18 protein-coding genes and 1 pseudogene are annotated in these 23,992 nt (G+C 71.5%); 3 read left to right on the top strand and 16 right to left on the bottom strand.

Annotation, left to right across the window (positions count from 1 at the left end):
* Window positions 1-34: 34 nt before the first annotated feature.
* Window positions 35-1,192 carry an acyl-CoA dehydrogenase family protein gene (locus tag V2W30_RS37160; RefSeq protein WP_338703001.1) on the top strand — a complete coding sequence of 386 codons (1,158 nt, stop codon included), beginning with the start codon at window positions 35-37 and terminating at the stop codon, window positions 1,190-1,192.
* Between the two features lie 102 nt (window positions 1,193-1,294).
* Here V2W30_RS37160 and V2W30_RS37155 read toward each other — a convergent pair whose 3' ends face one another.
* Window positions 1,295-2,725 (bottom strand): endo-1,4-beta-xylanase, encoded by a 1,431-nt coding sequence (locus tag V2W30_RS37155; protein WP_338703000.1) that lies wholly within the window; start codon window positions 2,723-2,725, stop codon window positions 1,295-1,297.
* A gap of 445 nt (window positions 2,726-3,170) precedes the next feature.
* Here V2W30_RS37155 and V2W30_RS37150 point away from each other — a divergent pair, with 445 nt between their 5' ends.
* Together V2W30_RS37150 and V2W30_RS37145 are read left to right on the top strand one after the other, a co-directional pair.
* On the top strand, window positions 3,171-4,652 hold the full coding sequence (locus V2W30_RS37150; protein ID WP_338702999.1) for a non-reducing end alpha-L-arabinofuranosidase family hydrolase: 1,482 nt from the start codon (window positions 3,171-3,173) through the stop codon (window positions 4,650-4,652).
* Window positions 4,653-4,803: 151 nt separating this feature from the next.
* Window positions 4,804-5,466: a phosphatase PAP2 family protein gene (locus V2W30_RS37145; RefSeq protein WP_338702998.1), complete on the top strand. Its 663-nt coding sequence runs from the start codon at window positions 4,804-4,806 to the stop codon at window positions 5,464-5,466.
* Window positions 5,467-5,468: 2 nt separating this feature from the next.
* Here the strand turns inward: V2W30_RS37145 and V2W30_RS37140 are convergent, their stop codons facing one another.
* From V2W30_RS37140 to V2W30_RS37070, 15 genes and pseudogenes are all read right to left on the bottom strand, one after another.
* Window positions 5,469-6,800 carry a glutamate-1-semialdehyde 2,1-aminomutase gene (locus tag V2W30_RS37140; protein ID WP_338702997.1) on the bottom strand — a complete coding sequence of 444 codons (1,332 nt, stop codon included), beginning with the start codon at window positions 6,798-6,800 and terminating at the stop codon, window positions 5,469-5,471.
* Between the two features lies 1 nt (window position 6,801).
* Window positions 6,802-7,353: a dTDP-4-dehydrorhamnose 3,5-epimerase gene (rfbC, locus tag V2W30_RS37135; protein ID WP_338702996.1), complete on the bottom strand. Its 552-nt coding sequence runs from the start codon at window positions 7,351-7,353 to the stop codon at window positions 6,802-6,804.
* Window positions 7,350-8,575 (bottom strand): annotated as a pseudogene (locus V2W30_RS37130) (polysaccharide pyruvyl transferase family protein). Before V2W30_RS37130 ends, rfbC begins: the two are co-directional and overlap by 4 nt.
* Complete coding sequence (locus V2W30_RS37125) at window positions 8,572-9,519, bottom strand: glycosyltransferase family 2 protein (protein ID WP_338702995.1); 948 nt, start codon at window positions 9,517-9,519, stop codon at window positions 8,572-8,574. The pseudogene V2W30_RS37130 and the gene V2W30_RS37125 overlap by 4 nt, the downstream one beginning before the upstream one ends.
* The gene (locus V2W30_RS37120; protein WP_338702994.1) at window positions 9,516-10,814 is read right to left on the bottom strand and encodes a hypothetical protein; all 1,299 of its coding nucleotides are present in this window, start codon (window positions 10,812-10,814) and stop codon (window positions 9,516-9,518) included. The genes V2W30_RS37125 and V2W30_RS37120 overlap by 4 nt, the downstream gene beginning before the upstream one ends.
* Window positions 10,815-10,819: 5 nt before the next feature.
* On the bottom strand, window positions 10,820-12,103 hold the full coding sequence (locus V2W30_RS37115; protein ID WP_338702993.1) for a DUF4910 domain-containing protein: 1,284 nt from the start codon (window positions 12,101-12,103) through the stop codon (window positions 10,820-10,822).
* Entirely contained in the window at window positions 12,091-13,116 is a 1,026-nt protein-coding gene (locus V2W30_RS37110; RefSeq protein WP_338702992.1) for an SDR family oxidoreductase, read from the bottom strand. Before V2W30_RS37110 ends, V2W30_RS37115 begins: the two co-directional genes overlap by 13 nt.
* Window positions 13,117-13,119: 3 nt before the next feature.
* A complete protein-coding gene (locus V2W30_RS37105) occupies window positions 13,120-13,767 on the bottom strand; it encodes a PIG-L deacetylase family protein (RefSeq protein WP_338702991.1) in 648 nt (215 codons plus the stop codon).
* Window positions 13,764-14,558, bottom strand: a complete 795-nt coding sequence (locus tag V2W30_RS37100) for a glucose-1-phosphate cytidylyltransferase (protein WP_338702990.1) — start codon at window positions 14,556-14,558, stop codon at window positions 13,764-13,766. The genes V2W30_RS37105 and V2W30_RS37100 overlap by 4 nt, the downstream gene beginning before the upstream one ends.
* Complete coding sequence (locus V2W30_RS37095) at window positions 14,555-15,790, bottom strand: class I SAM-dependent methyltransferase (protein WP_338702989.1); 1,236 nt, start codon at window positions 15,788-15,790, stop codon at window positions 14,555-14,557. The genes V2W30_RS37100 and V2W30_RS37095 overlap by 4 nt, the downstream gene beginning before the upstream one ends.
* The gene (locus tag V2W30_RS37090) at window positions 15,787-17,028 is read right to left on the bottom strand and encodes a glycosyltransferase (protein ID WP_338702988.1); all 1,242 of its coding nucleotides are present in this window, start codon (window positions 17,026-17,028) and stop codon (window positions 15,787-15,789) included. The genes V2W30_RS37095 and V2W30_RS37090 overlap by 4 nt, the downstream gene beginning before the upstream one ends.
* A 2-nt stretch (window positions 17,029-17,030) precedes the next feature.
* A complete protein-coding gene (locus V2W30_RS37085; protein ID WP_338702987.1) occupies window positions 17,031-18,293 on the bottom strand; it encodes an O-antigen ligase domain-containing protein in 1,263 nt (420 codons plus the stop codon).
* A 1-nt stretch (window position 18,294) separates the two neighbouring features.
* On the bottom strand, window positions 18,295-19,788 hold the full coding sequence (locus V2W30_RS37080) for a right-handed parallel beta-helix repeat-containing protein (RefSeq protein ID WP_338702986.1): 1,494 nt from the start codon (window positions 19,786-19,788) through the stop codon (window positions 18,295-18,297).
* 43 nt (window positions 19,789-19,831) lie between these two features.
* Complete coding sequence (locus V2W30_RS37075) at window positions 19,832-21,787, bottom strand: alginate lyase family protein (protein WP_338702985.1); 1,956 nt, start codon at window positions 21,785-21,787, stop codon at window positions 19,832-19,834.
* A complete protein-coding gene (locus tag V2W30_RS37070) occupies window positions 21,784-23,979 on the bottom strand; it encodes a bi-domain-containing oxidoreductase (protein WP_338702984.1) in 2,196 nt (731 codons plus the stop codon). The genes V2W30_RS37075 and V2W30_RS37070 overlap by 4 nt, the downstream gene beginning before the upstream one ends.
* Between the last annotated feature and the right edge of the window lie 13 nt (window positions 23,980-23,992).

Below are 23,992 nucleotides of genomic sequence, written 5' to 3'. Positions count from 1 at the left end.
GCTCCCCCGTTCCCCGCAGAAACGAGAACCCATCATGAAGCGCACTGTCTACGACGAGGACCACGAGGCGTTCCGGTCGATGATCCGGGAGTTCGTCGCCAAGGAGGTCGTCCCCCACTACGAGGAGTGGGAGGAGCGGGGCATCGTCCCGCGCGAGCTGTTCCACAAGCTCGGCGACCTCGGAGTGACCGGCTTCGGCATCCCCGAGGAGTACGGCGGCCCCGGCGAGACGGGCTACAAGTACCAGGCGATCATCACCGAGGAGAGCGCACGGGCCGCCATCATGCTCGGCCACTACGGGCTGAGCACCGGCATGGTGCTTCCCTACCTCCTGACCCTGGCCACCGAGGAGCAGAAGCGGCGCTGGTTCCCCGGCATCGTCAGCGGCGACCTCATGCTGTGCATCGCCATGACCGAGCCCGGAGCCGGATCGGACCTCGCGGGGATCCGCACCAAGGCCGAGCTCTCCGCCGACGGACGGCACTACGTCCTCAACGGCGCCAAGACCTTCATCTCCGGAGCCCGCAACTCCGAACTGTGCGTGGTCGTCGCCCGCACCGCGCCCGCGGACCCCGAGGACCGGCGCGGGGGCCTGAGCCTGCTCGTCGTACCGACCGACAGCGAGGGCTTCGGCTACGGCCGGAAGCTCCAGAAGATCGGCCTGCGGTCGTCCGACACCAACGAGCTCTCCTTCACGAACGTGAAGGTCCCGGTCGAGAACCTCCTGGGCGAGGAGGGCAACGCCTTCGCCTATCTGGGCCGCAACCTCGTCAGGGAGCGGCTGGCCGTCGGCGTCGACGCCACGGCGCGGGCCGCCGCCGCCATCGAGTTCACCAAGGCGTACGTCAGGGAGCGCACCGTCTTCGGCAAGCCGGTGACCGCCTTCCAGAACACCAAGTTCGTCCTGGCCGAGTGCTCGACCGAGGTCGAGGCGGCGCAGTCCCTGGTGGACCGCGGCATCGAGCTGGAGGAGACCGGGGAGCTCACCCCGGCGGACGCCGCCCGGATCAAGCTGTTCGGCACCGAGGTGTGCGGCCGCGTCATCGACAAGTGCCTTCAGCTGCACGGCGGTTACGGCTACATGCTGGAGTACCCGATCGCCCGTCTGTACGCCGACGTCCGCGTCAACCGCATCTACGGCGGATCCAGCGAGGTGATGAAGACCATCATCGCCAAGGACCTCGGCCTGTAGCGGTCACCCTGCCCGGTCCGGTCGGCGCGAGGCGGTGGAGGTGTCCCGCACCTCCACCGCCTTGTCGTCACACCGGTGGATCAGGCCGCGCCCGCGGTGGTGTCAGGTGCGGGTCCAGCGCTGGTTGCCGCCGTTGGAGCAGGCGTACAGCTGGATCAGGGTGCCGTTGGCGGTGCCGGCCCCGACGGCGTCGAGGCACAGGCCCGACTGGACGCCGACGATGGATCCGTCGGAGTTGAGGCGCCACTTCTGGTTGTCGGCGCCCCAGCAGCTGTAGATCTGGACCTTGGCGCCGTTGCCGGTGCCGCCCGCGTCCAGGCACTTGTTGCCGTAGACCCTGAGTTCACCCGCGGCGGTGTACGTCCACTGCTGGTTGGTGCCGGTCGAGCAGTCCCACAGCTGGACCTGGGTGCCGTCGGTGGTGCTGGAGCCGGGCACGTCCAGGCAGCGGCCCGAGCCGACGCCCTTGATCTGCCCGGATCCCGAAGGGGGCGTGGTGGTACCGCCGTTGAGCGCGTTGAGGACGGCGGTGTAGGCGGGCTTCTTGCTGCCGTCGCCGTTGAACAGCAGCGGGGTGTCGCCCGAGCGCCAGGAGTCGGTGTCACGCACCCCCCAGACGGTGATGCCGAGGCAGCGCGCGACGGCCAGGCAGTCGTTGGTCACGGCGGCGTAGGTGGTGGACGACGCGCCCTGGATGTCGAGTTCGGTGACGGCCACGTCGACGCCGAGCGCGGCGAAGCTCGACAGCGTGGTGCGGAAGTTGCTGTTGTAGGGGCTGCCGCTGTTGAAGTGCGACTGGAAGCCGACGCAGTCGATCGGGACGCCGCGCTGCTTGAAGTCCTTGACCATGTTGTACACGGCCTGCGTCTTGGCCCAGGTCCAGTCCTCGACGTTGTAGTCGTTGTAGCAGAGCTTGGCGGCCGGGTCGGCGGCGCGCGCGGTACGGAAGGCGACCTCGATCCAGTCGTTGCCGGTGCGCTGGAGGTTGGAGTCGCGCCGGGCTCCCGAACTGCCGTCGGCGAAGGCCTCGTTCACGACGTCCCACTGGGCGATCTTGCCCTTGTAGTGGCCCATCACGCCGTTGATGTGGTTGATCATCGCCTGGCGCAGCGCGCTGCCGCTGAGGTTCTGCATCCAGGTCGGCTGCTGGGAGTGCCACGCCAGGGTGTGGCCGCGCACCTGCTTGCCGTTCTGCACGGCCCAGTTGTAGACGCGGTCACCTGCGGTGAAGTTGAACTGCCCCTGCTGCGGTTCGGTGGCGTCGATCTTCATCTCGTTCTCGGGCGTGACCGAGTTGAACTCGCGGTTCGCGATCGTCGTGTACGCCGAATCGCTCAACTTGCCCGAGGCGATGGCGGTTCCGAAGTAACGGCCGCTCTGTGCCGCCGCGGCGCCGAGCGTGCTCTCGGCGGCGTGCGCCGGCGGCGGCGCGACCAGTGCGACGGCCGCGCCGAGGACGCCGACGACCAACGCCAACAGCAGACCGCGGATCTTCCGGCGGACAACGGGTCTGGACAGGGCGTACGAGCCCATGGCTGTGCCTCCAAGGTGACCGGTACGGAACGGGGTGACGCGAGTGCCGTGGTGCGCGGATCGCTCGGACCCCACCCAGGTTCGGAATATCGAACTCGGGTCGGTGTCTCGACACGGATGATTGAGGCGTTGACGGTGGATCGTCAATACTCCCCGCAGAAGAAGTTTCCGTTTCTGATCCGAAAATTTCCGGAACCTCTGCGAGCGGGACAACGCACTTCCGGCGCCGTCATCCGGAACCCACCCAGGTCGCTGAACTTGGGTTTTCCGGGCACCACGACGGCTCGACGAGCCCGAAACGGAGGCGCTGTTTGTGGACAGATCGGCAACAAGCCTTGACCGGAGCACTCCGCATTCCTAGCTTGTGGCGGCAACCGATCCGAGAATTCTTCGAAACATTTTCGGAACACCCTCTGCCCTCACCCCCCTCCCTGGAGGTCCTCTGATGTGGTGTCGCCGCCCGTCCCCCGCCTGCGCAAGACGCTTGACCAGACGCCTGCTCGCCGTCCTCGCACCGCTGCTGCTCCTGGCCACCTTCCTCGCCGCCCAGCCCGCCGCCGCGGCGACCGTCGACCCCAACGCCTCGTACGTGCTGGTCAATCGCAACAGCGGCAAGGCCCTCGACGTCTACAACATGGCGACCGGCGACGGCGCCCGCATCACCCAGTGGTCCAGGAACGACCAGAGCCAGCAGCAGTGGCAGTTCGTGGACTCCGGGGACGGCTCCTACCGCATCAAGTCCCGTCTGTCGGGCAAGGTGCTCGACGTCTACAACTGGTCCACCGCCAACGGCGGCTCGATCGTCCAGTGGACCGACCTGAACGCCACCAACCAGCAGTGGCGGCTGGCCGACAGCTCCGACGGCTACGTCCGCCTCATCTCGCGCCACAGCAACAAGGCCCTCGAAGTGCAGGGCGCCTCCACCGCCGACAACGCGAACGTCGTCCAGTACGACGACTGGGGCGGCACCAACCAGCAGTGGAAACTCGTCAAGGTCGGTGACAGCGGCACCCCCGGGACGTGCGACCTGCCGTCGAGCTACCGGTGGTCGTCGACGGGCGCGCTGGCGCAGCCCAAGGCGGGCTGGGCCTCGCTCAAGGACTTCACCGTCGTCCCGTACAACGGCAAGCAGCTCGTCTACGCGACGACGCACGACACCGGATCGAGCTGGGGTTCGATGAACTTCGGCCTGTTCACCAACTGGTCGGACATGGCCTCGGCCGGCCAGAACGCGATGTCGTCGTCCACCGTCGCCCCGACGCTGTTCTACTTCGCGCCGAAGAACATCTGGGTGCTCACCTACCAGTGGGGCGCGACCGCCTTCTCGTACCGGACGTCGACCGACCCGACCGACCCGAACGGCTGGTCGGCCGCGCAGCCGCTCTTCTCCGGCAGCATCACCGGCTCCGGAACAGGACCCATCGACCAGACGCTCATCAGCGACGGAACGAACATGTACCTGTTCTTCGCCGGTGACAACGGGAAGATCTACCGGGCCGGCATGCCGATCGGGAACTTCCCGGGCAGCTTCGGCACGTCCTCGACCGTGGTCATGAGCGATACGACGAACAACCTGTTCGAAGCCCCGCAGGTCTACAAGCTCCAGGGCCAGAACCGCTACCTCATGCTCGTCGAGGCGATCGGCTCGCAGGGCCGCTACTTCCGGTCGTTCACGGCCACCAGTCTGAACGGCTCGTGGACACCCCAGGCCGCGACCGAGAGCAGCCCCTTCGCGGGGAAGGCGAACAGCGGCGCCACCTGGACCAACGACATCAGCCACGGTGAACTCATCCGCACCGGCCCCGACCAGACCATGACCGTCGACCCCTGCCACCTCCAGCTGCTCTACCAGGGCCGCAGCCCCGACTCCGGCGGCGACTACGGCCTCCTGCCCTACCGTCCGGGTCTGCTGACCCTGCAACGCTGACGGCACCACAACTCCGTTGCCCGGAGGGGGTTTTGCCCCTCCGGGCGACCGAGGGATGGGTAGGGTGACAAGGAGGGACGATCCCGACACCGCAGGGGTCGGACACGACGGGGGGACAGCGTTGGACGGCCTGCGAGCGGCGGACCCGGAAGTGACCGACCGGCCGGCTCCCCCGGTCCTGCCCCTGTCGCTGCGCGCACCGCTCGGGCTGTTCGCCGCCCTCGCCGCGCTGATCGTCGTCGTGCTCGGCGTCCTGTACGCCGGTCACACCCGACCCGGCACGGTGGACCGGTGGTTCGTCGAGCCGACGGCGGACAGTGTGCGGGGGCCGTGGCGTGATGTCGCGCTGGCCACGGACTTCTGGGGTGAGCCCGCGGGCTCGGCGGTGCTGATCGTCGCCGCCGTCGCGGGCTGTCTGCTGTTACGGAGGCCACGCGCGGCGGTCCTGGTCGTCGCCGGTACCGCCGTGGCCGTGGTGACGACGACGCTGCTCAAGTACGTGGTGGGGCGCACCATCCACGGCCCCGACAACCTGTCCTATCCGAGCGGGCACACCGCCTTCGCCACCGCGCTCGCCCTCGTGGTGGCCTTGATCGTCACCGGGCGGCTCGGCCTCGGCCGGACGGCGGGCACTGTGCTGGTGCTCGCCGCCGCGCTGTTGGCCGGCTCCGCCATGGGCTGGGCGCAGGTCGCCCTGGGCGCGCACTACCCGACCGACGTCCTCGGCGGGTGGTGCACGGCGATGGCGGTGGTTCCGGCGACCGCGTGGTGCGTCGACCGGGTGGCCGACTCCGGTCGCCGGAAGCGCCGCTGACGTCAGGCCAGACGCCGGAAGACCGGCTTCACCGGCCGCCCGCCCTGCCACGGGCCCGGGTCGCCGGCGTCCAGCGCCTTGCGGTACACCGCGCACGCCTGGCCCACGACATCGACGGTCCGGTCGACGTCGGCTGCGGTGAGCGCGCTGCTCACCACGAACGAGGGGGCGAGCACCCCGCCGGCGAGGAGCCGGCGCAGGAACAGGGTGCGGTACTCCTGGGACGGCCGGCCGTGCTCGTCGAGGGTGGCGAAGACCAGGTTGCTCGGCCGGCCCCGGACGACGACGTGCTCGCCGACCCCCATGCTCGCCGCGACGTCGCGGACACCGGCGGCCAACCGCTCGCCGAGGACGTGCAGCCGATCCGTGATGCCCTCCTCCGCGTACGTGGTCTGCACGGCCATCGCGGCCGCCAGGGAGTGTGTCTCGGCGCCGTGCGTCGTGGACAGCAGGAACACCCGCTCGCGGGGGTCGCGCAGTCCGCCCCGCTCCATCAGTTCGCGGCGCCCGGCGAGGGCGGAGACGGCGAAACCGTTGCCCAGCGCCTTGCCGAACGTGGAGAGGTCGGGGACGACGCCGTACAAACCCTGGGCGCCCGCCTCCGACCAGCGGAAGCCGGTGATCATCTCGTCGAAGATCAGGACGCAGCCGTGCCGGTCGGCCAGGGCGCGCAGGCCCTCCAGGTAGCCGGGCGGCGGCTCGGCATGACCGGCCGGTTCGAGGATCAGGCAGGCCACCTCGTCCTGGTACCGGGTGAGCAACTCCTCCGTGGCCGCGAGGTCCCCGTACGGGAACGCGACGGTGAGCTCGGTGGTCGCCGCCGGGATCCCGGCGGACATCGGTGTCGTCCCGATGAACCAGTCGTCGGTGGAGAAGAACGGGTGATCGCCGCAGAGGGCCACCCGGGGGCGGCCGGTGACGGCGCGCGCGAGGCGCACCGCCGCGGTCGTGACGTCGGAGCCGTTCTTCGCGAACTTCACCATCTCGGCGGTCGGCACCGTGGCCAGGAAGCGCTCCGCCGCGTCGACCTCGACGATCGAGGGCCGGGCGAAATTGCTGCCCCGGTCGAGTTCGCGCCGCACCGCCTCGGTGACGCGCGGATGGGCGTGGCCGAGGCTGACGGACCGCAGGCCCGAGCCGTACTCGAGGTAGCGGTTGCCGTCGATGTCCCACACGTGGGCGCCGCGGCCGTGGCTGATCACCGGCGCCAGGTGCTCGGGGTACTGGTCGTCGCCCTTGGCGTAGGTGTGCGCGCCACCGGGGATCAGGGCGTGCAGCCGCTCGTTCGCCGCGCGCGACAGGGGAAGGTCGAATTCTTCGGTGTCCGCGCCCACGTCACGCCTCCTGCTGCTTCAGTGCCTCGGCGAGGCTCGGTGCCTCCCGGTCCCGCCGGGACATCAGAGTGGCCGGCAGCGGCCAGGGGATGGCGAGTTCCGGGTCGTCGAAGGCGATCGTGACGTCCTCGGCGGGGTCGTGCGGACGGTCGATCCGGTACGAGGTGTCGGCCGTCTCCGTCAGCGCCTGGAAGCCGTGCGCGCAACCCGCCGGGATGTACACGGTCGTCTGCGTCTCGCCGGACAGTTCGAAGTACGCCTGGTTGAGATAGGTCGGCGACGTCGGCCGCAGGTCCACGACGACGTCGAAGACCTGCCCGGACGAGCACCGCACCAGTTTGGCCTCGCCGTCACCGGAGCGCAGGTGCATGCCGCGCACCACCCCGCGCACCGAGCGGGACAGGCTGTCCTGGACGAAGGCGTGCGGGTCGAGGCCGACCGACCGGACGACGTCGGCGTCGAAGGTGCGGCAGAAGAAGCCGCGCTCGTCGGCGTACGGCGTCGGCTCGAAGAGGAACGCGCCCGCGATCTCCGGGACTTCGGTCGCTTTCATGGGGCCTCTCGGGTGGCAGGGGTGGGGACGGGGGCGGTCGTGGGGAGCAGGGCCGCGCTCAACGCGGCGAACTGGTCCGCGAGTTGGCTGGCGGCGATCCGGTTCCGCTCGGCGAGGATCTCGCGCAACTCCGCCGCGCGCTCCTCCACCTCGCGGAACTGGGCGAGCAGCCGGTCGGCGTCGACCTCACGGGCCGGGTGCACGTACGCGCCGAGGCCCATCCGGTCCATGAGCGCGTCGCTCTTCGCCGCGTAGCTGAGGGCGAGGGTGGGGGTGCCGGTCTTCAGGGCGCAGATCAGGTTGTGGTAGCGCGTCGCGACGACGGTGTCGGCGGCCGCGGTCTCCTTCATCAGGTCGGCGAGCGACGCCGTCTCGGTGGCGGTGACCAGCGGCGAGTCCACGGCGTCGAGGATCGCGGTCACGACCGGGGCGTCGCACCCGTCGCCGGTGAGCAGCCGGACCTGCCGGCCGTCCTCGACCAGCGCGCGGACGAACCGGACGGTCCCGTCGAGGTAGCGCCGGTGGATCTCCTCGGCGCGGGCGCGGTCGTCGTCGCTTCCGTGGAAGTCCATCACGCCGACGCACACCGTGCCCGGCGCGTCCGAGGGCGCGGCCGCGGCGGGCGCGGGGAGGGCGAACGCGAGGTCCGGGTGGACGGCGTCGCGGCTGGTGTCCACGCCCATCTCCCGCATCGCGTCGCGGGATTGCGTGTCCCGGTACGAGCGGTACGTGGCGAGCCGCGCCGACCGGCGCACCAGGGCGCGGGTCAGCCGGTTGCCGATCGGTGCTGCGCCGACTCCGGCCAGCGCGACCCGGGTACCGAACATCCGGCCGCTCGCGCAGAGCAGGAACAGCGCGTACGGGAAGCCCCAGGGCCGCAGCGGCAGCGTGGCCTCCAGGACGCCCATGCCGGGCACGATCACCACGTCGTGCCGGCGCACCCAGGCGGCGGTGCGGAACGCGTCGACGACCTTGCCGAGGCCCTTCGCGGCGACGGCGCCCGCGCGCGACGCGGTCCGGTACTCCGCCCGGTTCCAGTGCAGCCGCGTCGCGGGATCCCGTACCGCGCCGCGACGGCCTCGGGCCCGCCGCACAGCGCGTCCACGATCGCGGCCGGGTGCGCCGCGCGCAGGTGACCGAGGACGGCCTCCAGGGAGCCGTCGTTGCCGAGGTTGCCGGAGCCGAGCAGGCCGAACACCCCGACCCGGGGCGCGCGCGTCATGCCCGCCGCCTCTCCCGCCCGGCGACGACGGCGTCGACGGAGACGGTGAGCAGGTCCGGGTCGACCGGGGCGCGGTCCTCGACCCGCTCGCCCGCGCCGGGCCGGGCCCGGCTGGCCATCCACGCGGCCAGGTGGCGGAAGCAGGCGCGGCGGTCGGCCGGGGAGAGCGGCGCCCGCCGGATCGCCGAGGCGAAGCCCCAGACGTACTCGGCGAGCAGCCGCGGCGTCGGGTGCAGGGCACCCGCCCGGCGCGGGTCGAGGTTGACGCACCGGGACCGCTTGGACGGGTTGGCCCGCTCGGCGCGGGTGGGGTGGTCGCGGCGGAAGTACAGCAGCTCGGGGACCTGGTGGAAAGGCCCGTTGAGGACGATCTCGGCGACGAACGTGCGGTCCGCGTGGTGGTAGCTGTCGTGCGGCCGCACCCGGCGCAGCATGTCCGCGCGCATCACGCCGTAGAAGTCGTCGCCGCCGGGCGCGAACAGGAAGCTGCGGAACCGCTCCGGCGCGGACGGCGAGTCGGTGGCGATCCCGTACTCGTACGGGACGGTGACCTGGCCCTGGCCGTCGATGACCGCCTGCCCGGAGTGCGCGAGGACCACGTCGGGGCGCTCGTCCAGGGCCTCGACGCAGCGCAGCAGCAGGTCGCGGGCGTAGAGGTCGTCGTGCGAGGCCCACTTGAACAGTTCGCCGCGGCACTGCGTGAAGACGTAGTTGTGGTTCGGGGCGGCGCCGATGTTCCGGGGCAGCCGCAGGTACCGGACGCGCGAGTCGAGTGCCGTGTACTTGCGGCAGATCTCCTCGGTCCCGTCGGTCGAGGCGTTGTCCGTGATGACCAGCTCGAAGTCCTCGTAGGTCTGGCCGAGCAGGGCGTCGAGCGACTCGGCCAGGTACTCCTCGCCGTTGTACACGGGCAGGCCGATGCTCAACCGGGGGTGAAGGTTCATGACGTCCTCACTTCGGGGGGGTTGTGGTGGTGCTCACGCAGGGCGGACCGCAGGTGCAGCCACCACACGGCGGAGCTGCCGAGGGTCGCGGCGGCCACGCCCCAGGCCGAACCGACGGTGCCGGCCACGGCCGCACCGCCGAGCCCGCCGATGACGTACAAGGTGGAGGCGAACAGCTGGCTGCGCAGACTGCGCCGGGCGGCGGCGAGGGCGCGCAGCCCGGCCGCCGCCCCGGTTCCGAGCCCCGCACCGGCGACGCCGAGGGTGACCGGCACGATGAGCGCCGAGGAGGCGCTCCAGACGTCGCCGAGCACGAACGCGCCGAGCCGGTCCGGCATGAGGAGCAGCGCTGATCCCCACAGGAGTGCGGCGACGGCCTGTCCGGCGCCGAGCAGCAGACAGAAGCCGCCCAGTCGGTGCGGGGCCTGCCGTACCACCCGTGCCGCCTCCGCCACGGTGACCAGCGAGAGGCCCATCAGCACGGCCATGAACGGGCCGAGCAGGAGTTCGGCGCCGCGGACGACACCGACCGCGCTGACCCCGACGATCGCGCCGAGCCCGTACGCGCGCAGCTGGCTCGCGCCGCTGACGCCCACGTTCTCGACGAGGTAGCGGTAGCCGAGGTCGCGGTGGTCGCGCAGCCAGCCGCGGACTCCGCTCATCCGGGGCCGGATGCCCGACTGGAAGCAGCCGTACCCGGCGGCCACCGCGGCGGACCCGCCCCAGGCGAGCACGAACGCGGCGACGCCGCCCGCACGAGCGGCCACCACCAGGGCCGGGACCAGCGCGACGCCCCACACCAGGTCGTTCATGAACGCTTTGCGTCCGGCGCCGGTGGCGAAGAACGCGTAACGCCAGGCGTCCTGGAGCAGCAGTCCGGGAAGCATGACGCCGAGGCAGGCGAACGCGGGACCCACCGCTCCGCCGACGGCCAGTCCGACCGCCAGACAGCCGGCGCCGATGGCGGCGCCGACACTCAGCGCGGTCCCCGAGGACCGGGCCACCGCGTCGCGCCACGTCGCGTCGGGCACGCCGCTGAAGCGCACCACGAGCGGGTCGGTGGCGAGGCCGCGGGAGATGCTGAGCACGACCCCGTAGGTGACCCAGGCCAGGCTGAACACGCCGAACGCGGTCAGCCCGAGCTCGCGGGCCACGTAGATGCCCACCGCGAAGTTGGAGATGCTGGAGGCCGCCTGGTCGGCGAGTCCCCAGGACAGCCGGCCGACGACGGCCCGCGTGGCGGTCCGTCGGGCGGGTCCGGCCGCCGCCGTCGTCTTCTCCCCCTCCGTGGTCATCGGTCTCACGCCTTGATCAGACCGGCGCCGCGCAGGGCGTCGGCCGCTGTGGCGACGGTGTCGAACGGGAGCCCGGACCGCTCGGCGACGTCGAGGAGACTGTGCTCGCCGTCGGAGAGGTTGAGAACCCAGAGCATGGCCAGCTGGGCCTCCTTGGTGTCGCTGCGGCCGCCGAGGGCGTCGTACAGACCGCGGCGGCCCAACTGCGGTTCGCCGTACGGGCTGAGGTTGAGGTAGCTGCGGTTGCGGTCGAGGACGGCGAACGCCTCGCGGCAGACGGCGAGCGTGTCGGCCATCGCCTCCGGGGAGACGAAGTCCGGATTGTCCGCGGAGGTGTGGTACTCGGGGTACCCGGCGTACGGGGTCCGGGTGAGCGAGCCCACGCCGAGATCGAAGCCGGGCGAGCAGTACTGCCGCTCGTCGTAGCCGTAGGGGGTGAACTCCCTTATCTCGTGCGGTCGTCCGGAGGCGGTGAGGACGTGTCGCAGCACGCGGTCGATCTCGGCGTCGCCGCGCCTGCTCCGCTTGTACGTCAGCTGCCCGCGGTCCCCGGCGCAGGCCAGGACCACGCCGTGCTTCACCTGCTCCACCCGCTCCTTGTTGCGGGCGAGCCAGGTGATCGCGCCGATGGTGCCGGGCGCGTAGATGAACCGGTAGGTGTAGTACGGGTTCCGCTCGGCCAGCGAGCGGGCCAGGAACGTCGCCACGGCGATGCCGGCCAGGTTGTCGTTGGCCAGCGACGGGTGGCAGACGTGGCAGGACACGATCACCTCGTCGGGCACCTGGCCGGGGACCACGTGCTCGGCGTAGGTGAGGTGGCCGTCGGCGAGGGTGGAGTCGATCCGCACCTCGTACTCACCGTCGGGCAGTGCGTCCAGGGTCTCCTGGGCCAGGCAGAACCCCCACTCCGGCTTGTAGTAACTGGTGCGGTACGGAACCCACTTCGGCCGGTCGGGCAGGGTGTGCAGATGGGCGCGCAGCTCGGAGAGCGGCATCGTGCGCGCCACGGGCACGCTGTAGCCGAGCACGTGCAGGCTGGACGCGGCGAAGTCGACGACCCGCCGGCCGGAGGCGTCGGCGATGTACGCGTCCCGGATGTTCCACTCCTGCGGCACCGTCCAGTCGAGCACCTGCGTTCCGGTGGGCACCTCGTGCACCTGGAGCGGCAGGTACTCGCCGACGATGTCCAGGGTGGCGCGCACGCCGTCCCCGGTGATGCTCCGGCAGAGCGGATAGAGCCGCTCCACCAGTGCGTGCATCTCCTCGCCCGGAGCGGTCATCCGCGCCACCGCAGGGTGTCGTCGACGGAGCCGGACGCGGACGCGGCGCGCAGGACGGCGAGCCGGGTGAAGCGGCTCTCGAAGTCGTCCTTGGTGAGCCCGAACGACCGGTAGGCGTCGGCGAGTTCGAGGGCGCCCTGCTTCACGGTCCACTCGCAGTCGAAGCCGGGGATCGCGGCGCGGAACCGGGAGAAGTCCACCCGGTAGGAGCGCGGGTCGGAGCCGTTCTCCCCCGTGATCCGCACCTTCGCGCCGGACACCGCCTCGGCGACCTGCTCGGCGATCTCGGCGACGGTGACGTTGTTGGTCTCGCTGCCGATGTTGAACGCCCGGTCGTGCACGGCTTCCCGAGGTGCCGTCAGGGCGGCCGTGAAGGCCCGTGCGATGTCGGCGGCGTGCACCAGTGGACGCCACGGGGTGCCGTCGGAGAGCACGAGCACCTCGCCGGACAGCAGCGCGTGGCCCACCAGGTTGTTCAGGACGATGTCGGCGCGCAGCCGGGGCGAGTAGCCGAACGCGGTGGCGTTGCGCATGAACACCGGGGTGAAGTCGCCGTCGGCGAGCGCGTGCAGGTCGTCCTCGACCCGCACCTTGGACTCGGCGTACGGCGTCACCGGGCGCAGCGGGGCGTCCTCGGTCACCAGATCGTCCCCGCCGGACGCGCCGTAGACCGAGCATGTCGACGCGTACAGGAAGCGGCGCACCCCGGCCTCGCGGGCGAGCCGGGCCAGGCGTACGGAGGCGTGGTGGTTGATGTCGTAGGTGAGTTCGGGCGCCAGCGATCCCAGGGGGTCGTTGGAGAGCGCCGCCAGGTGGATCACCGCGTCGACACCGGCCACGTGCTCGGCGGTGACGTCGCGCAGGTCGACGCGGTGGCCCGAGGGGTCCGCGGGCGGCTCGCCGAGGACGCAGTCGGCGAACAGGCCGGAGTCGAGGCCGACGACCTCGTGTCCGGCGGCGGTGAGGACCGGGGCCATCACGGTGCCCAGGTAGCCCTGATGTCCGGTCAGTAGTACGCGCACGGTTCAATCCCCCAGGTCGAGCGTGAGTTTGGTGACGGCGAACGCCTCGGCGTATCGCTGGTGGCATTCGATGCCGCGGATCCGGGCGAGGCCGAGGAAGGCCTCGCGGTCGTACCACGGCCGGTGGCGCTGCGAGGGATAGTGCTCCTGCAACAGCCGCACCTTCTGCTCGGCGGTCTCCGGTGACAGCGGCTGGTACGCCGCCATCCGGCCGAAATCGCCGTCCCATTTGACGATCTCGTAGCCGAGGACGAGGTGGTCGCGGAAGGCGGTGGGCATCAGGCGCGCGAGGCCGCGGTGGTCCTGGTGCGCGTCGTCGGTGCGCGGGGCGAGGACGAGGTCCGGGTCGGTCTGCGCACGCAGTTCCTCGACGGCGGCCTTGGCCTCGTCCCAGTGCGCGGGCAGATGGCCGTCCGGCAGCTTGTGCACGGTCAGGCGCAGGTCGGCGCCGGGGCAGAACGCGGCGAGCGCGGCCTGCTCCTCCTGCTCGCGGTCACTGCCGCCGCCGGACAGCACCAGGGCGTCGACGCGCAGGCCGGGCCGCGCCCGGCAGAGCGTCAGGAGGGTGCCGCCGGCGCCGATGGCGATGTCGTCGCAGTGCGCGCCGACGGCGACGATCCGCTCCAGGGGCCCCGCGCCGAGACGGATCACGCGCCCACCTCTGCGGCGTCGCGCTCCCACACAGCCCACGGGCGGTCGCCGCGGGCGTAGGCGGCGTCGAGGGCGGCCCGCTCCTTCACGGTGTCGGTCGGCTTCCAGAAGCCGCGGTGCTGGTGCGCCACCAGCCGTGCCCGCTTGGCCAGTTGGGCGCAGCCGTCGGCGACCAGGTCCCCGTTCTCGGGTATGTGGTCGAACACCTCCTGGCGGAGCACGAAGTAGCCGCCGTTCTCCCACAGCGGCAGTTCGCTCACCGCGGTGATACCGCCGACCAGGCCGTCCTCGCCCAGGTCCACGCAGTGGAACGAGGACTGCGGCGGCACCACCATCATCGACGCGCCGGCGTCGCGCCGGCTGAACTTGTCGATCATCTCCGGCAGCGGGGCGTCGGTGAGGACGTCGGCGTAGTTGGCGAGGAACATCTCGTCGCCGTCCAGGTGGTGGCGCACCCGGCGCAGCCGCTCACCGATGGGCGACTCGACGCCGGTCTGCGCGAACGTGATCGTCCAGTCGGAGATGTCGGTGGACAGCAGCTCGGTCTGTCCGCCGCGCAGCACGAAGTCGTTGGACGTCGTCTCCTCGTAGTTGAGGAAGAAGTCCTTGATGTGGTGCGCGCCGTAGCCGAGGCACAGGATGAACTCCTTGTGCCCGAAGTGCGCGTAGTAGCGCATGACGTGCCAGATCAGCGGCCTGGGGCCGACCATCGCCATCGGCTTGGGAACGTCGTCGGCGGCACCGCTGCGCATCCGCATCCCGTAACCGCCGCAGAACAGGACCACCTTCATCGCTTGACCTCGACAATGCTGAGTTCCGGGATGGGGAAGACCAGGCGGCCGCCCCATTCGTGCACGTACGCGAGTTGCTCGACGAGTTCCTCCCGCAGGTTCCACGGGAGGACGAGGACGTAGTCCGGTTTGTCGTCGGCGATCTGCTCGGGCGGCAGGATCGGGATGCGGGTGCCCGGGGTGAACCTGCCGTGCTTGTACGGGTTGCGGTCCACGGTGTACGCGAGCAGGTCGGGCCGGATCCCGCAGTGGTTGAGCAGGGTGTTGCCCTTGCCGGGGGCGCCGTAGCCGACGACCGTCCTGCCCTGCTCGGCCGCCTCGACGAGGAAGGTGAGCAGGTCGCGGCGGACCTTGGCCACCCGGGCGGAGAACTCGGTGTACCCGGAGAGCTCCTGGAGACCGGCGGCCTTCTCCCTGGCCAGCACGTCGGCCACCCGCTGCGACGGCTCGCCGGCCGCTTCGGCGGGCCGGGCCCACAGCCGGATGGAGCCGCCGTGCGTGGGCAGCAACTCGACGTCCACCAGGGCGAGTCCGCCGCTCGCGAGCGCCCGGATCGCGGAGGCGACCGTGTAGTACTGGAAGTGCTCGTGGTAGATCGTGTCGTACTGGTTCTCCTCGATCAGGGTCAGCAGGTGCTGCACCTCGATGGAGACCCAGCCGTCGTCGGCGACCAGGGCGCGCAGTCCCTGGGTGAAGCCGACGACGTCAGGGATGTGCGCGTACACGTTGTTGGCCACGACCAGGTTCGCCGGGCCGTGCTCGGCGCGGACCTCGGCGCCGGTCTCCGGGCTCAGGAACGCGGTGAGCGTCGGCACCCCGGCGTCGCGCGCGGCGGCGCCGACGTTCACCGAGGGTTCGACGCCGAGGCAGCGGATCCCGCGGTCCACCACGTGCTTCAGCAGGTAGCCGTCGTTGCTGGCGACCTCCACCACGAAGGCGTCGGCTCCCAGGCCCGCCTTGTCGACCGCGTCGGCGACGAACGTGCGCGCGTGCTCCACCCAGGAGGTCGAGAAGGAGGAGAAGTACGCGTACTCGCTGAACGTCTCCTCCGGCGTGATCAGCGGCGGTATCTGCGCCAGCCAGCAGTCGGTGCAGACCCGCAGGTGCAGCGGGAACGTCGTTTCCGGCTTGTCCAGTTGGTCGGCGGCGAGAAAGCTCTCGCACGGCGGCGTCGCCCCGAGGTCGACGACGCTCGCCGTCGCGTGCGAGCCGCAGAGTCGGCATCGTGTCATCTACTGTCCCCATCCCCCCTGCTCGCGCGGGTGTCCCCGCCCCGAGTCAGTACTGACCGACCCGCGATCGCGGTGCGGTACTCCTCCAGCAGGCGCTCCAGGCCGACGGCCGGGCTGAAGCCCTGCTCGTACCGGCTCCGGGCCGCCCGGCCCATCTCCCGGCCCAGGGCCGGTTCGTCCGCGATCCGGCGGATGCCGGCCGCGAGCGAGGACGCGTCGCCGGGCTGGTGCAGCAGCCCGGTCTTCCCGTCCTCGACGAGTTCGACGAACGCGCCGTGGCCCGCGGCGACGACCGGGACCCCGGCCGCCATCGCCTCGACGACCACGAGGCCGAACGCCTCCAGCCAGGTCGACGGCGCGACGACCGCGACCGACCGGGCGATCGCCTCCCGGCACCGCGCCGTGTCGTACAGGCCGACGCACCGCACGTCGTCCCGGCCCGCCGCCCACGCGGTGACCTCCGGCTCCAGCGGTCCCGCGCCGGCGATGACGAGCGGGACGCCCACCCCGCCGTGCGCGGCGAGTTCGTCCCACGCGGTCATGAGCAGCCGTACGCCCTTGGCCTCCGCGAGCCGGCCGAGGAACAGCACGTGCTCGCCCTCCCCGGTCCGCAGGACCCCCGGTTCCGGTACGAAGTTGTGCTTCACCGCGAGGCGGCCGGCCGGCATTCCGGCGCGTACGAGGACGTCGCGCTGCGCCGCGGAGATGCACAGGAACCGCTCGACGCCCGACCACCAGCGCCGCCGGTTGGCCGACAGGCTGACCGCGAGCGGCACCGTCGCCAGCCGGGAGCCGCGGTAGCAGCCGTGGCGGACGGCGGGCAGCGGCGTCGACCCGACGCACTCGGTGCACGGTTTGCCGTCGCGCTGAAGCGTGCCGGGCGGGCAGATCTGGGTGTAGTTGTGCAGCGTGGCGACGGCGGGCACGCCGACGTCGGCGCAGGCGGCGATGACCGCGGGCGACAGCAGCGGGAAGACGTTGTGGACGTGCACGACGTCCGGCCGGTCGGCGCGCAGCCGGGCGGCGAGTTCGGTGCGCACGGCCGGGTTCCACGGCACGAGCAGTGGCAGGGCGGCCTTGCTCAGCAGGGACCGGCCGGCGATGTCGTCGCTGCGCCGCTCGAAGACGTCGACCCGGTGGCCGCCGGAGCGCAGCAGCTCCACCTCCTGATCGACGACCTTGTTCTCGCCGCTCGGCTGTGCCGAGGCGTAGCGGTTGTGCACCACGAGGATGTGCATGCTCAGGTCACCTCCCGATCCCGGGCCCAGCGCGGGACAGGTCGTCGTTGGGGCGCGGGTGCGAAGAGTTCGGGCGGCGCGGCCGGAGCCTTCGCGGCCGGGGTCGCCAACAGCGAGGCGGCCAGAGCCAGATGGAGCAGGTACGGCGAGGCGTCGCCGAGCCCCGCCTCGGTGTACGAGGCGATCGCGCAGTAGCTGATCAGGAAGATCGCGCAGGCTCGTTGCAGCGACGGCGGCCGCAGCAGGGCGACGCCGCCCAGGGCGAGGAAGACGGCCGCGACGAGACTGACGCCCATCAGGCCCTGTTCGTGGTAGACGGCCAGCCAGCTGTTGTCGATCGGCAGCCCGCCGAACGACTTGTCGCCGAGGCCGGTGCCGAACGCCATGTCCGCGCTCGACCGGGGTGCCGCGAGGAGCGCGTCCCAGACCTTGGCCCGGCCGGTGAGGTTGGAGAAGTTCTCCTGGGTCTGTCCGCGCAGGAACCAGGCCTGGAGCGCGGAGGCGAACCCCACGGCGGCGACGACGGCGATCACCACCGCCCAGGTGAAGAAGCGGCGGGCGGCCGCGCTGGTCAGCAGGAGCGAGCCGATGGCGAGGGCGAGTCCGATGAACAGGCCGAGCGTCGCCGTCCGGGTGTGGGTCAGGGCGAGCAGGACGAGCGAGGGCACGATGACGAACGTCGCGCTGGCCCGGTCGGTCCTGCGGCCGATGAGGAGCAGCACGGTGAGCCCGATGATCACCGCGGCGTACTGTCCGATCTGCGGCGGGGTGAGCGGCCACAACGCGCCGACCAGCCGCCCTCCGTAGAGTTCGGGCAGGGCCGCGCCCGGCGAGATGACCAGCCCCGCGGCCACCGATCCGAGCACCACGAAGTACATCCGAATGTGGTGCCGTACGAACGTCAGGTCGCCGTCCCACCAGCGGCTGAGCAGCCACAGCGTGGCGACGAACAGCGCGAACCGCGCGCAGCGGAACAGCGCCCCGAACCCGGACTCCAGGTCGGCGCTGGCGACGACGCTCGGTACCAGGATCAGGGTGAGCAGGGACACGTACGCGCTGGGGCGCACGGTCAGTCGCAGATTGACGGCGAGCGCGAGGGCGAAGGCGGCGACCAGCGCGCCCATCGTGACCATCTGGATGAGCGAACGGGGCAGCGGGACGATGGTCTTCGCGCCGGCGGAGCCGAGGGTGTTGAGGATCAGCAGCCCCCACACCGCCCCGATGATCTTCGGTGTGCCGGGCCCGTGCCGCAGGTCGTCGCTCATCTCAACCACCGGCCCGTGCGCGGAAGGTGCTGCCCGCGTCCTGCCGGAAGGACGTGCCCTGCCACCGGTGGGAGGTGATGACCTGGCTGGTGTCCTGGGCGACGAACTTCCACGCCCCGACATAGGTGTTGTCGTGCCAGCGGTTGCCCTGCTTGCGGGTGATCGCCTCGGCCACCTTCTCGCCCTTGTACGGCGACCAGTCCGGATAGGTGCCGAAGTTGGCGAGGACCGCCATGCGGTCGCACTTCTCCGTGCACTTGACGACGGACTTGTCGAGCACGAAGCGGTTGTCGTGGATGTCCACCCGCTGGGTCTTCCACCGGCAGTCGGCGTACAGCGGCGGCTTGGCGATGGCGGGCTTCGCGCACCGGTCGGTGCTCTTCACGAGCAGGGTGCAGTCCCCGGACGAGGTGTTGGCCGGGCTGTTGCAGAACCGGTCGGCGTTCTCCCACAGGGTGATCCCCGACCAGTTGTTCTCCAGGACGTTGCCGTAGATCTCGATCTTGTCGGTGCGGGCCCTGACCCGGGGTTCGCCGCCGGACTCGGACACGTAGAGGGTGGCGAACGGGAAGTTGTCGCCGTCCTTGGCCTGCCGGCGGCCCTCGACCCAGTTGTTCCGCCGGATCATGTTGTTCCGGATCACCGCGTTGTAGCTGGTCTCGTAGATCAGGGCGGCGCCGTCATTGCCCTCGATCACGTTCTTCTCGATGCGGAAGTCGTTGTTGTTGGTGTCCGCCCACAGGCCGGTGCCCCGGTTGTCGTGCACCCAGTTCCCGCGCACGTCGGCGCCGTTGACGGCCCAGAACTTCACACCGCCGGTGCAGCCGCAGCCCTCGCGCTTGCGCTCCCAGTCGCCGGTGTTGTTGCCGACGATCTCGTTGCCCTCGATCACCAGGCCGGTGAGCCGGCCGTTGCCCTTGTACGCGTTCATGCCGTACTGGCCGTTCTCGCGCAGGCAGCTGGCGCGGACCTGCTGGCGGGCGCCGGCCATCAGGCCGGCGGCGGAGTTGTACTGGATCGTCGCGTGCTCGATGACCCACCCGTCGGCCGAGTCGTGGTTGACGACGCCCTCGTCGTGCGGGGCGTTGAAGTGCTGGACGGTCAGGTAGCGGATCGTGACGTTCGGGGCGTCGCCGCCGAACGCGTACTGGTTCTTCTTCCCGCCGTCGAGCACGGCGCCGGGCGCGCCCAGGTAGCGGTTCCCCTTCTTGGGGATGACCTGGGCGTACCGGTCGGGTTCGAGCCGGTGCTTGCCCGGCTCGAGCCAGAAGGTGGTGTCCGGCGGGTTCTTCTTGGTCTTCTTCTCCAGGTCGCCGACGACCCCGGGGTCGACCGTGATCGCGCCCTTCGGCGCCTTAGCCGGTCCGGCCTCCGGCGCGGCGCACACCCGTGCCACGGGTGTGGCCGTCGGCGCGGCGCTCGGCTTGGCGTCCGCCTGCCGCGGTGTGCTGTCGCAGCCGGTCGCGGCCAGCAGGACCAGCGCCAGCGATGCCATCGCCGGCGCCCACGGCCGCCTCGTGTTCCGCACGCTCCGCCCCCTAGCCGTGGAACCTGAGCACGGTGGTGAAACCGTCCGTGCCGTCGGCGGAACGGGTACCGGTGCCGACGAGCGTGGTGGCGGGCTCCTTGCGTCCGAATCCGGCGGAGTACCAGCCGAGCGGCGGCTCGCTCTCGCCGGAGTGCGCCTGCCAGGACAGCTCCGCGGGCAGGTCGAGCACCGCCGAACGCTCCTCGCCGTCCCGGGTCCAGGTGAGCCGGGCCCGGTGGTCGACCAGGTCAGCGGAGACCGTCGGGCCGAGGTGGAAGGCGAGCTGCACGGACCGGCCGGGGCCGCGCACCTCGTCGATCACCTTCACCTCCCGCTCCGCGGGCGTGAGTTCCACCTGGCGGCGGTGCACGGCGTCCTGGTAGCCGTCGTGCTCGGCGCACCAGCGGGCCACCGGCGCGTCGGTGTCGGCGACCAGGACGCGGCTCTCGGCGTGCCGGGTCCACAGAAACGGTCCGCCGGACACGGACTGGTCCGCACCGTCCAGGCACAGGGTGTTGTGGCCGAGGGTCGACCGGAAGTACTGCCGCCACTCGGGCTGCCCGTGGTAGCAGTACGTGCCCGGGTCGGCGAGCACGTCGACCCCGTCGTGCCGGACCTCGACGGACAAGGCGTCCGCGTGGGCGTGCGCGGCGATGGACAGGAAGCCGTGCGGGCCGCCGTCGCAGCGGCACCAGATCTCCTCGGGCCCGCGCAGGATGGTGAGCCCCGCGTCGGCGAAGTGGGCCGGGCGGCTCGCCGGCCGGGTCGCGGCCGGCTCGCCGGGCTTGACGAGCGCGGCGAGCAGCGGGGTGCGCACATCGGTGCCGGTCACGTCCGGCCACCAGTCGAGGCGGCCGAACACCGCGTCCCCGGTGGCGAGGAGCGAACCCCAGCGGTCGGTGCCCGCGCCGTCGACGACGAGCCCGTGCCCGTCGTCCGCGTCCCCTTGGCGCGGGGGCCGCAGCCGGTTGTCGACGACGGCCGCGAGGGCGTCGGTCATCCGCAGCAGGACGAGCCGGACCGTCGCGGGGACGGTGACGTCGGCGGCGTCGGCCTCGGCCAGCGCGGCCAGGCCGAGCTCCAGGACGAGGCCGTGATACTCGCTGGCCAGTTCGCGGTTGATGCCTGACAGGAAGGTGTTGGCGCGCAGGTTGCGCTCCAGGGACCGCAGGGCCCCGGCCCGCCAGCGCGCCGACGAGGGGAACCAGTCGAACGCGCAGGCGGCCGACAACTGCCCGGCGGCCTCGGCGATGACGTGGTTGTTCGCCGAGGAGCCCCGGCTGGGGAAGGCGGCGAGCCAGCGCTGGTGGTGCCAGATCTGCTGCACCGCCACCGGGTTCTGCTCGAACAGCGCGGCCGCGCCGGGCCAGCCGTCGAGGAGCCGTCTGACCCACACCCAGGACAGCAGCCGGATGCCCAGCTCGATGCCGCTGATCCAGTGCACTCCGCGCAGCGGCGGGTTGGCCGCCCACCAGGAGCGCAGATGGTCGGCGACGCGCTCGGCGTACCGGTCGTCGCCGGTGACCGCGTAGGCGGCGGCGAGGACGGTCAGGTACTGGTGCCGGGACAGCTCCCAGATCTGCTTGATGTCGCCGACGGCCTCCTCGTCGCGGTAGGGCACGCCGAAGCAGTAGCCGAACGGCGCTCTGCGCCCGGTCTTCGGGTCGTGCCACCAGTCCGGGTCGACGAGGTCGTCGCGGACCACGCCGAAGTACTCGACGTGCCCGTACATCAGCCGGTCCGCCTCGGCGACGAGGCGTTTCGCGGCGTCCGGCGGGATCGCGGCGATCGCCCCCGCCGGCAGGACCGCGGTGAACCGGGCGTCGGTCACGGTCGGACAGGCCGGCCGCGCCGTGCGCCAGCGGCGTCGGCGCACCGCGTCGCCCGCCCGGCCCGCGACCTCCCGCGGCCCCATCCGGGACAGCCGCCGGAGGTACCAGGCCGGGCTTCCCGCGGTGACGCTCATCGCGTCCTCGCCAACGTCACCGGAGCGCCACCGGCCAGCGCGGTCTGCACGGCGAGCGTGGCCGCCGTGGTGGCGACGAGGGAGTCGAGCGGTACGGGCATCGGTCCGCCGGTCCGCACGGCCCTGACGAAGGCGGCCAGTTCGGCGTTCTGGCCCTTGTCCCGGGTCTTGGGCAGCCGCGAGCTGACCCACTTCCTGCGGCCGGACCCGCCGTCCGCGTACACGGAGGCGCGGACGAAGTCGTCGAGCCGCAGCGCGCGTCCGTCGGCCACCAGGTCCAGGGTCTCCTTGGGGAGGCCGGAGGGGCCGGTGGTGAGGTAGCTGAGGGTGGCGGTGGATCCGTCGGGGTAGCGCAGGACGACCTGGAGGTCGTCGTTGCCGGACGGGGCGACCGCGTACACGGAGACCGGGTCGGCGTCGAGCAGCCAGCCGGCCGTGTCGATGAAGTGCCCGCCCTCGCCGGCGAACCGCGAGCCCTCACTGCTCTGCCGCAGGTACCAACTGCCGTGCTGCAACCGTCCCGCGTTCACCAGGTAGCGCAGGCTCGCCGGACCCGTCCGGGCGCCGAACTGCTGCTTCGCCTCCTGGAGGAGCGGCGCGAAACGGCGGTTGAAGCCGACCTGGAGGCGGTCGTTGCCGGACTCCTCGACCGCGGCGAGGACGCCGGCCAGGTCGTCCTCGGTGAGGGCCAGGGGCTTCTCCACGAACACGGCCTTCCCGGCGAGGAGTGCCTGCCGGGTCAGTTCGGCGTGCGAGCTGTGCCGGGTGACGACGAACACCGCGTCGATGGACGAGTCGCCGAGGACGGCGTCGAGGTCGGTGGTCGCCTCGGCGAAGCCGAACTTCTGCTGTGCGTTGGCCGCGGACAGCGCCGTCGTGGTGACGACCGTGGCCAGCTCGACGCCCTCGCGCCGGGCCAGGTGCGGCAGCAGCATCGACGTGGCGTAGTTGCCCGCGCCGACGAACGCGAGGCGCACCGGCGTCTTCGCGGGCCGGGCCAAGCTCGCCTCGACGCGCGCCGTGGGCACGGCCACCTCCGGGGCCGCCGCAGGCGTGCCGTCATCGGTCTGCTCGGGGTAGCGGAACAGGACGGTCACGGCCTTCAACTCGCCGTCCTTCAGCCGCTGGTACGTCTCGACGGCCTCGTCGAAGTCCGCGGTGTGGGTGACCAGCGGCTCGACGTCGACGCTGCCGCGCGCCATGAGGTCGAGGAAGCACGCCAGGTTGCGGCGCTCGGTCCAGCGCACGTAGCCGATCGGGTAGTCGCGCCCCTCCAGTTCGTACTCCGGGTCGTAGCGGCCGGGGCCGTACGAGCGGGAGAACCGGACGTCGAGCTCCTTCTCGTAGTACGCGTTCCACGGGAGATCGAGGCGGCACTTGCCGATGTCGACGACCCGGCCGCGGTCCCGGCTCAACTTCGCGGCCAGCTCGACGGGTTGGTTGCTGCCGCCACCGGCGGCCAGGTACACCTGGTCCACGCCGTACCCGTCGGTGAGGTCCGCGACAGCGCTCTCCACGGCCGCGGACGCGGGGTCGCCGCAGGCCGTGGCGCCGAGGCTCTCCGCCAGCTCGCAGCGCGCCGGGTCCGGGTCGGCGCCGACGACACGGACGCCCGCGGCGGCGAGGAGCTGCACGACCAGCTGTCCGATCAGGCCCAGGCCGATGACCAGGGCCGTCTCGCCGAGCTGCGGCTCGCCCTGGCGCACCCCCTGGAGCGCGATCGACCCGACGGTGCCGAAGGCGGCATGACGCGCCGGGAGGCCCTCGGGCACCCGGGCGTAGAGGTTGCGCGGCACCCAGTTCAGCTCGGCGTGCAGGGCGTGTTCGTTGCCGGCGCAGGAGACGAGGTCGCCGACCTTCACGTCGTCGACGCCGGCGCCGACCTCCTCGACCACGCCGCACAGCGAGTAGCCGAGCGGGGTGTAGGAGTCCAGCTTGCCCATCACCTTGCGGTAGGTGGCGGGCACGCCGTTGGTGGCCACGCTCTGCATGACCTTGGCGACCTGGTCGGGCCGGGAGCGCGCCTTGCCCACCATCGACATGCCGGCCTCGGAGACCTTCATGAGCTCGGTCCCGGTGGAGATCAGCGAGTAGGCGCTGCGGACCAGCACACCGCCCGGCTTGCACCCCGGCACCGGGACGTCGAGCAGCGCCAGCTCGCCGCTCTTGTAGTTCTGCACAACCTGTTTCACCGAAGTCCCCTTG

Origin of the sequence: Streptomyces sp. Q6, from assembly GCF_036967205.1 — a bacterium.
Lineage (GTDB): Bacteria > Actinomycetota > Actinomycetes > Streptomycetales > Streptomycetaceae > Streptomyces > Streptomyces citrinus.
The sequence above is the reverse complement of the archived record's forward strand: the minus strand, read 5'-3'. Positions and strand labels throughout refer to the sequence as shown.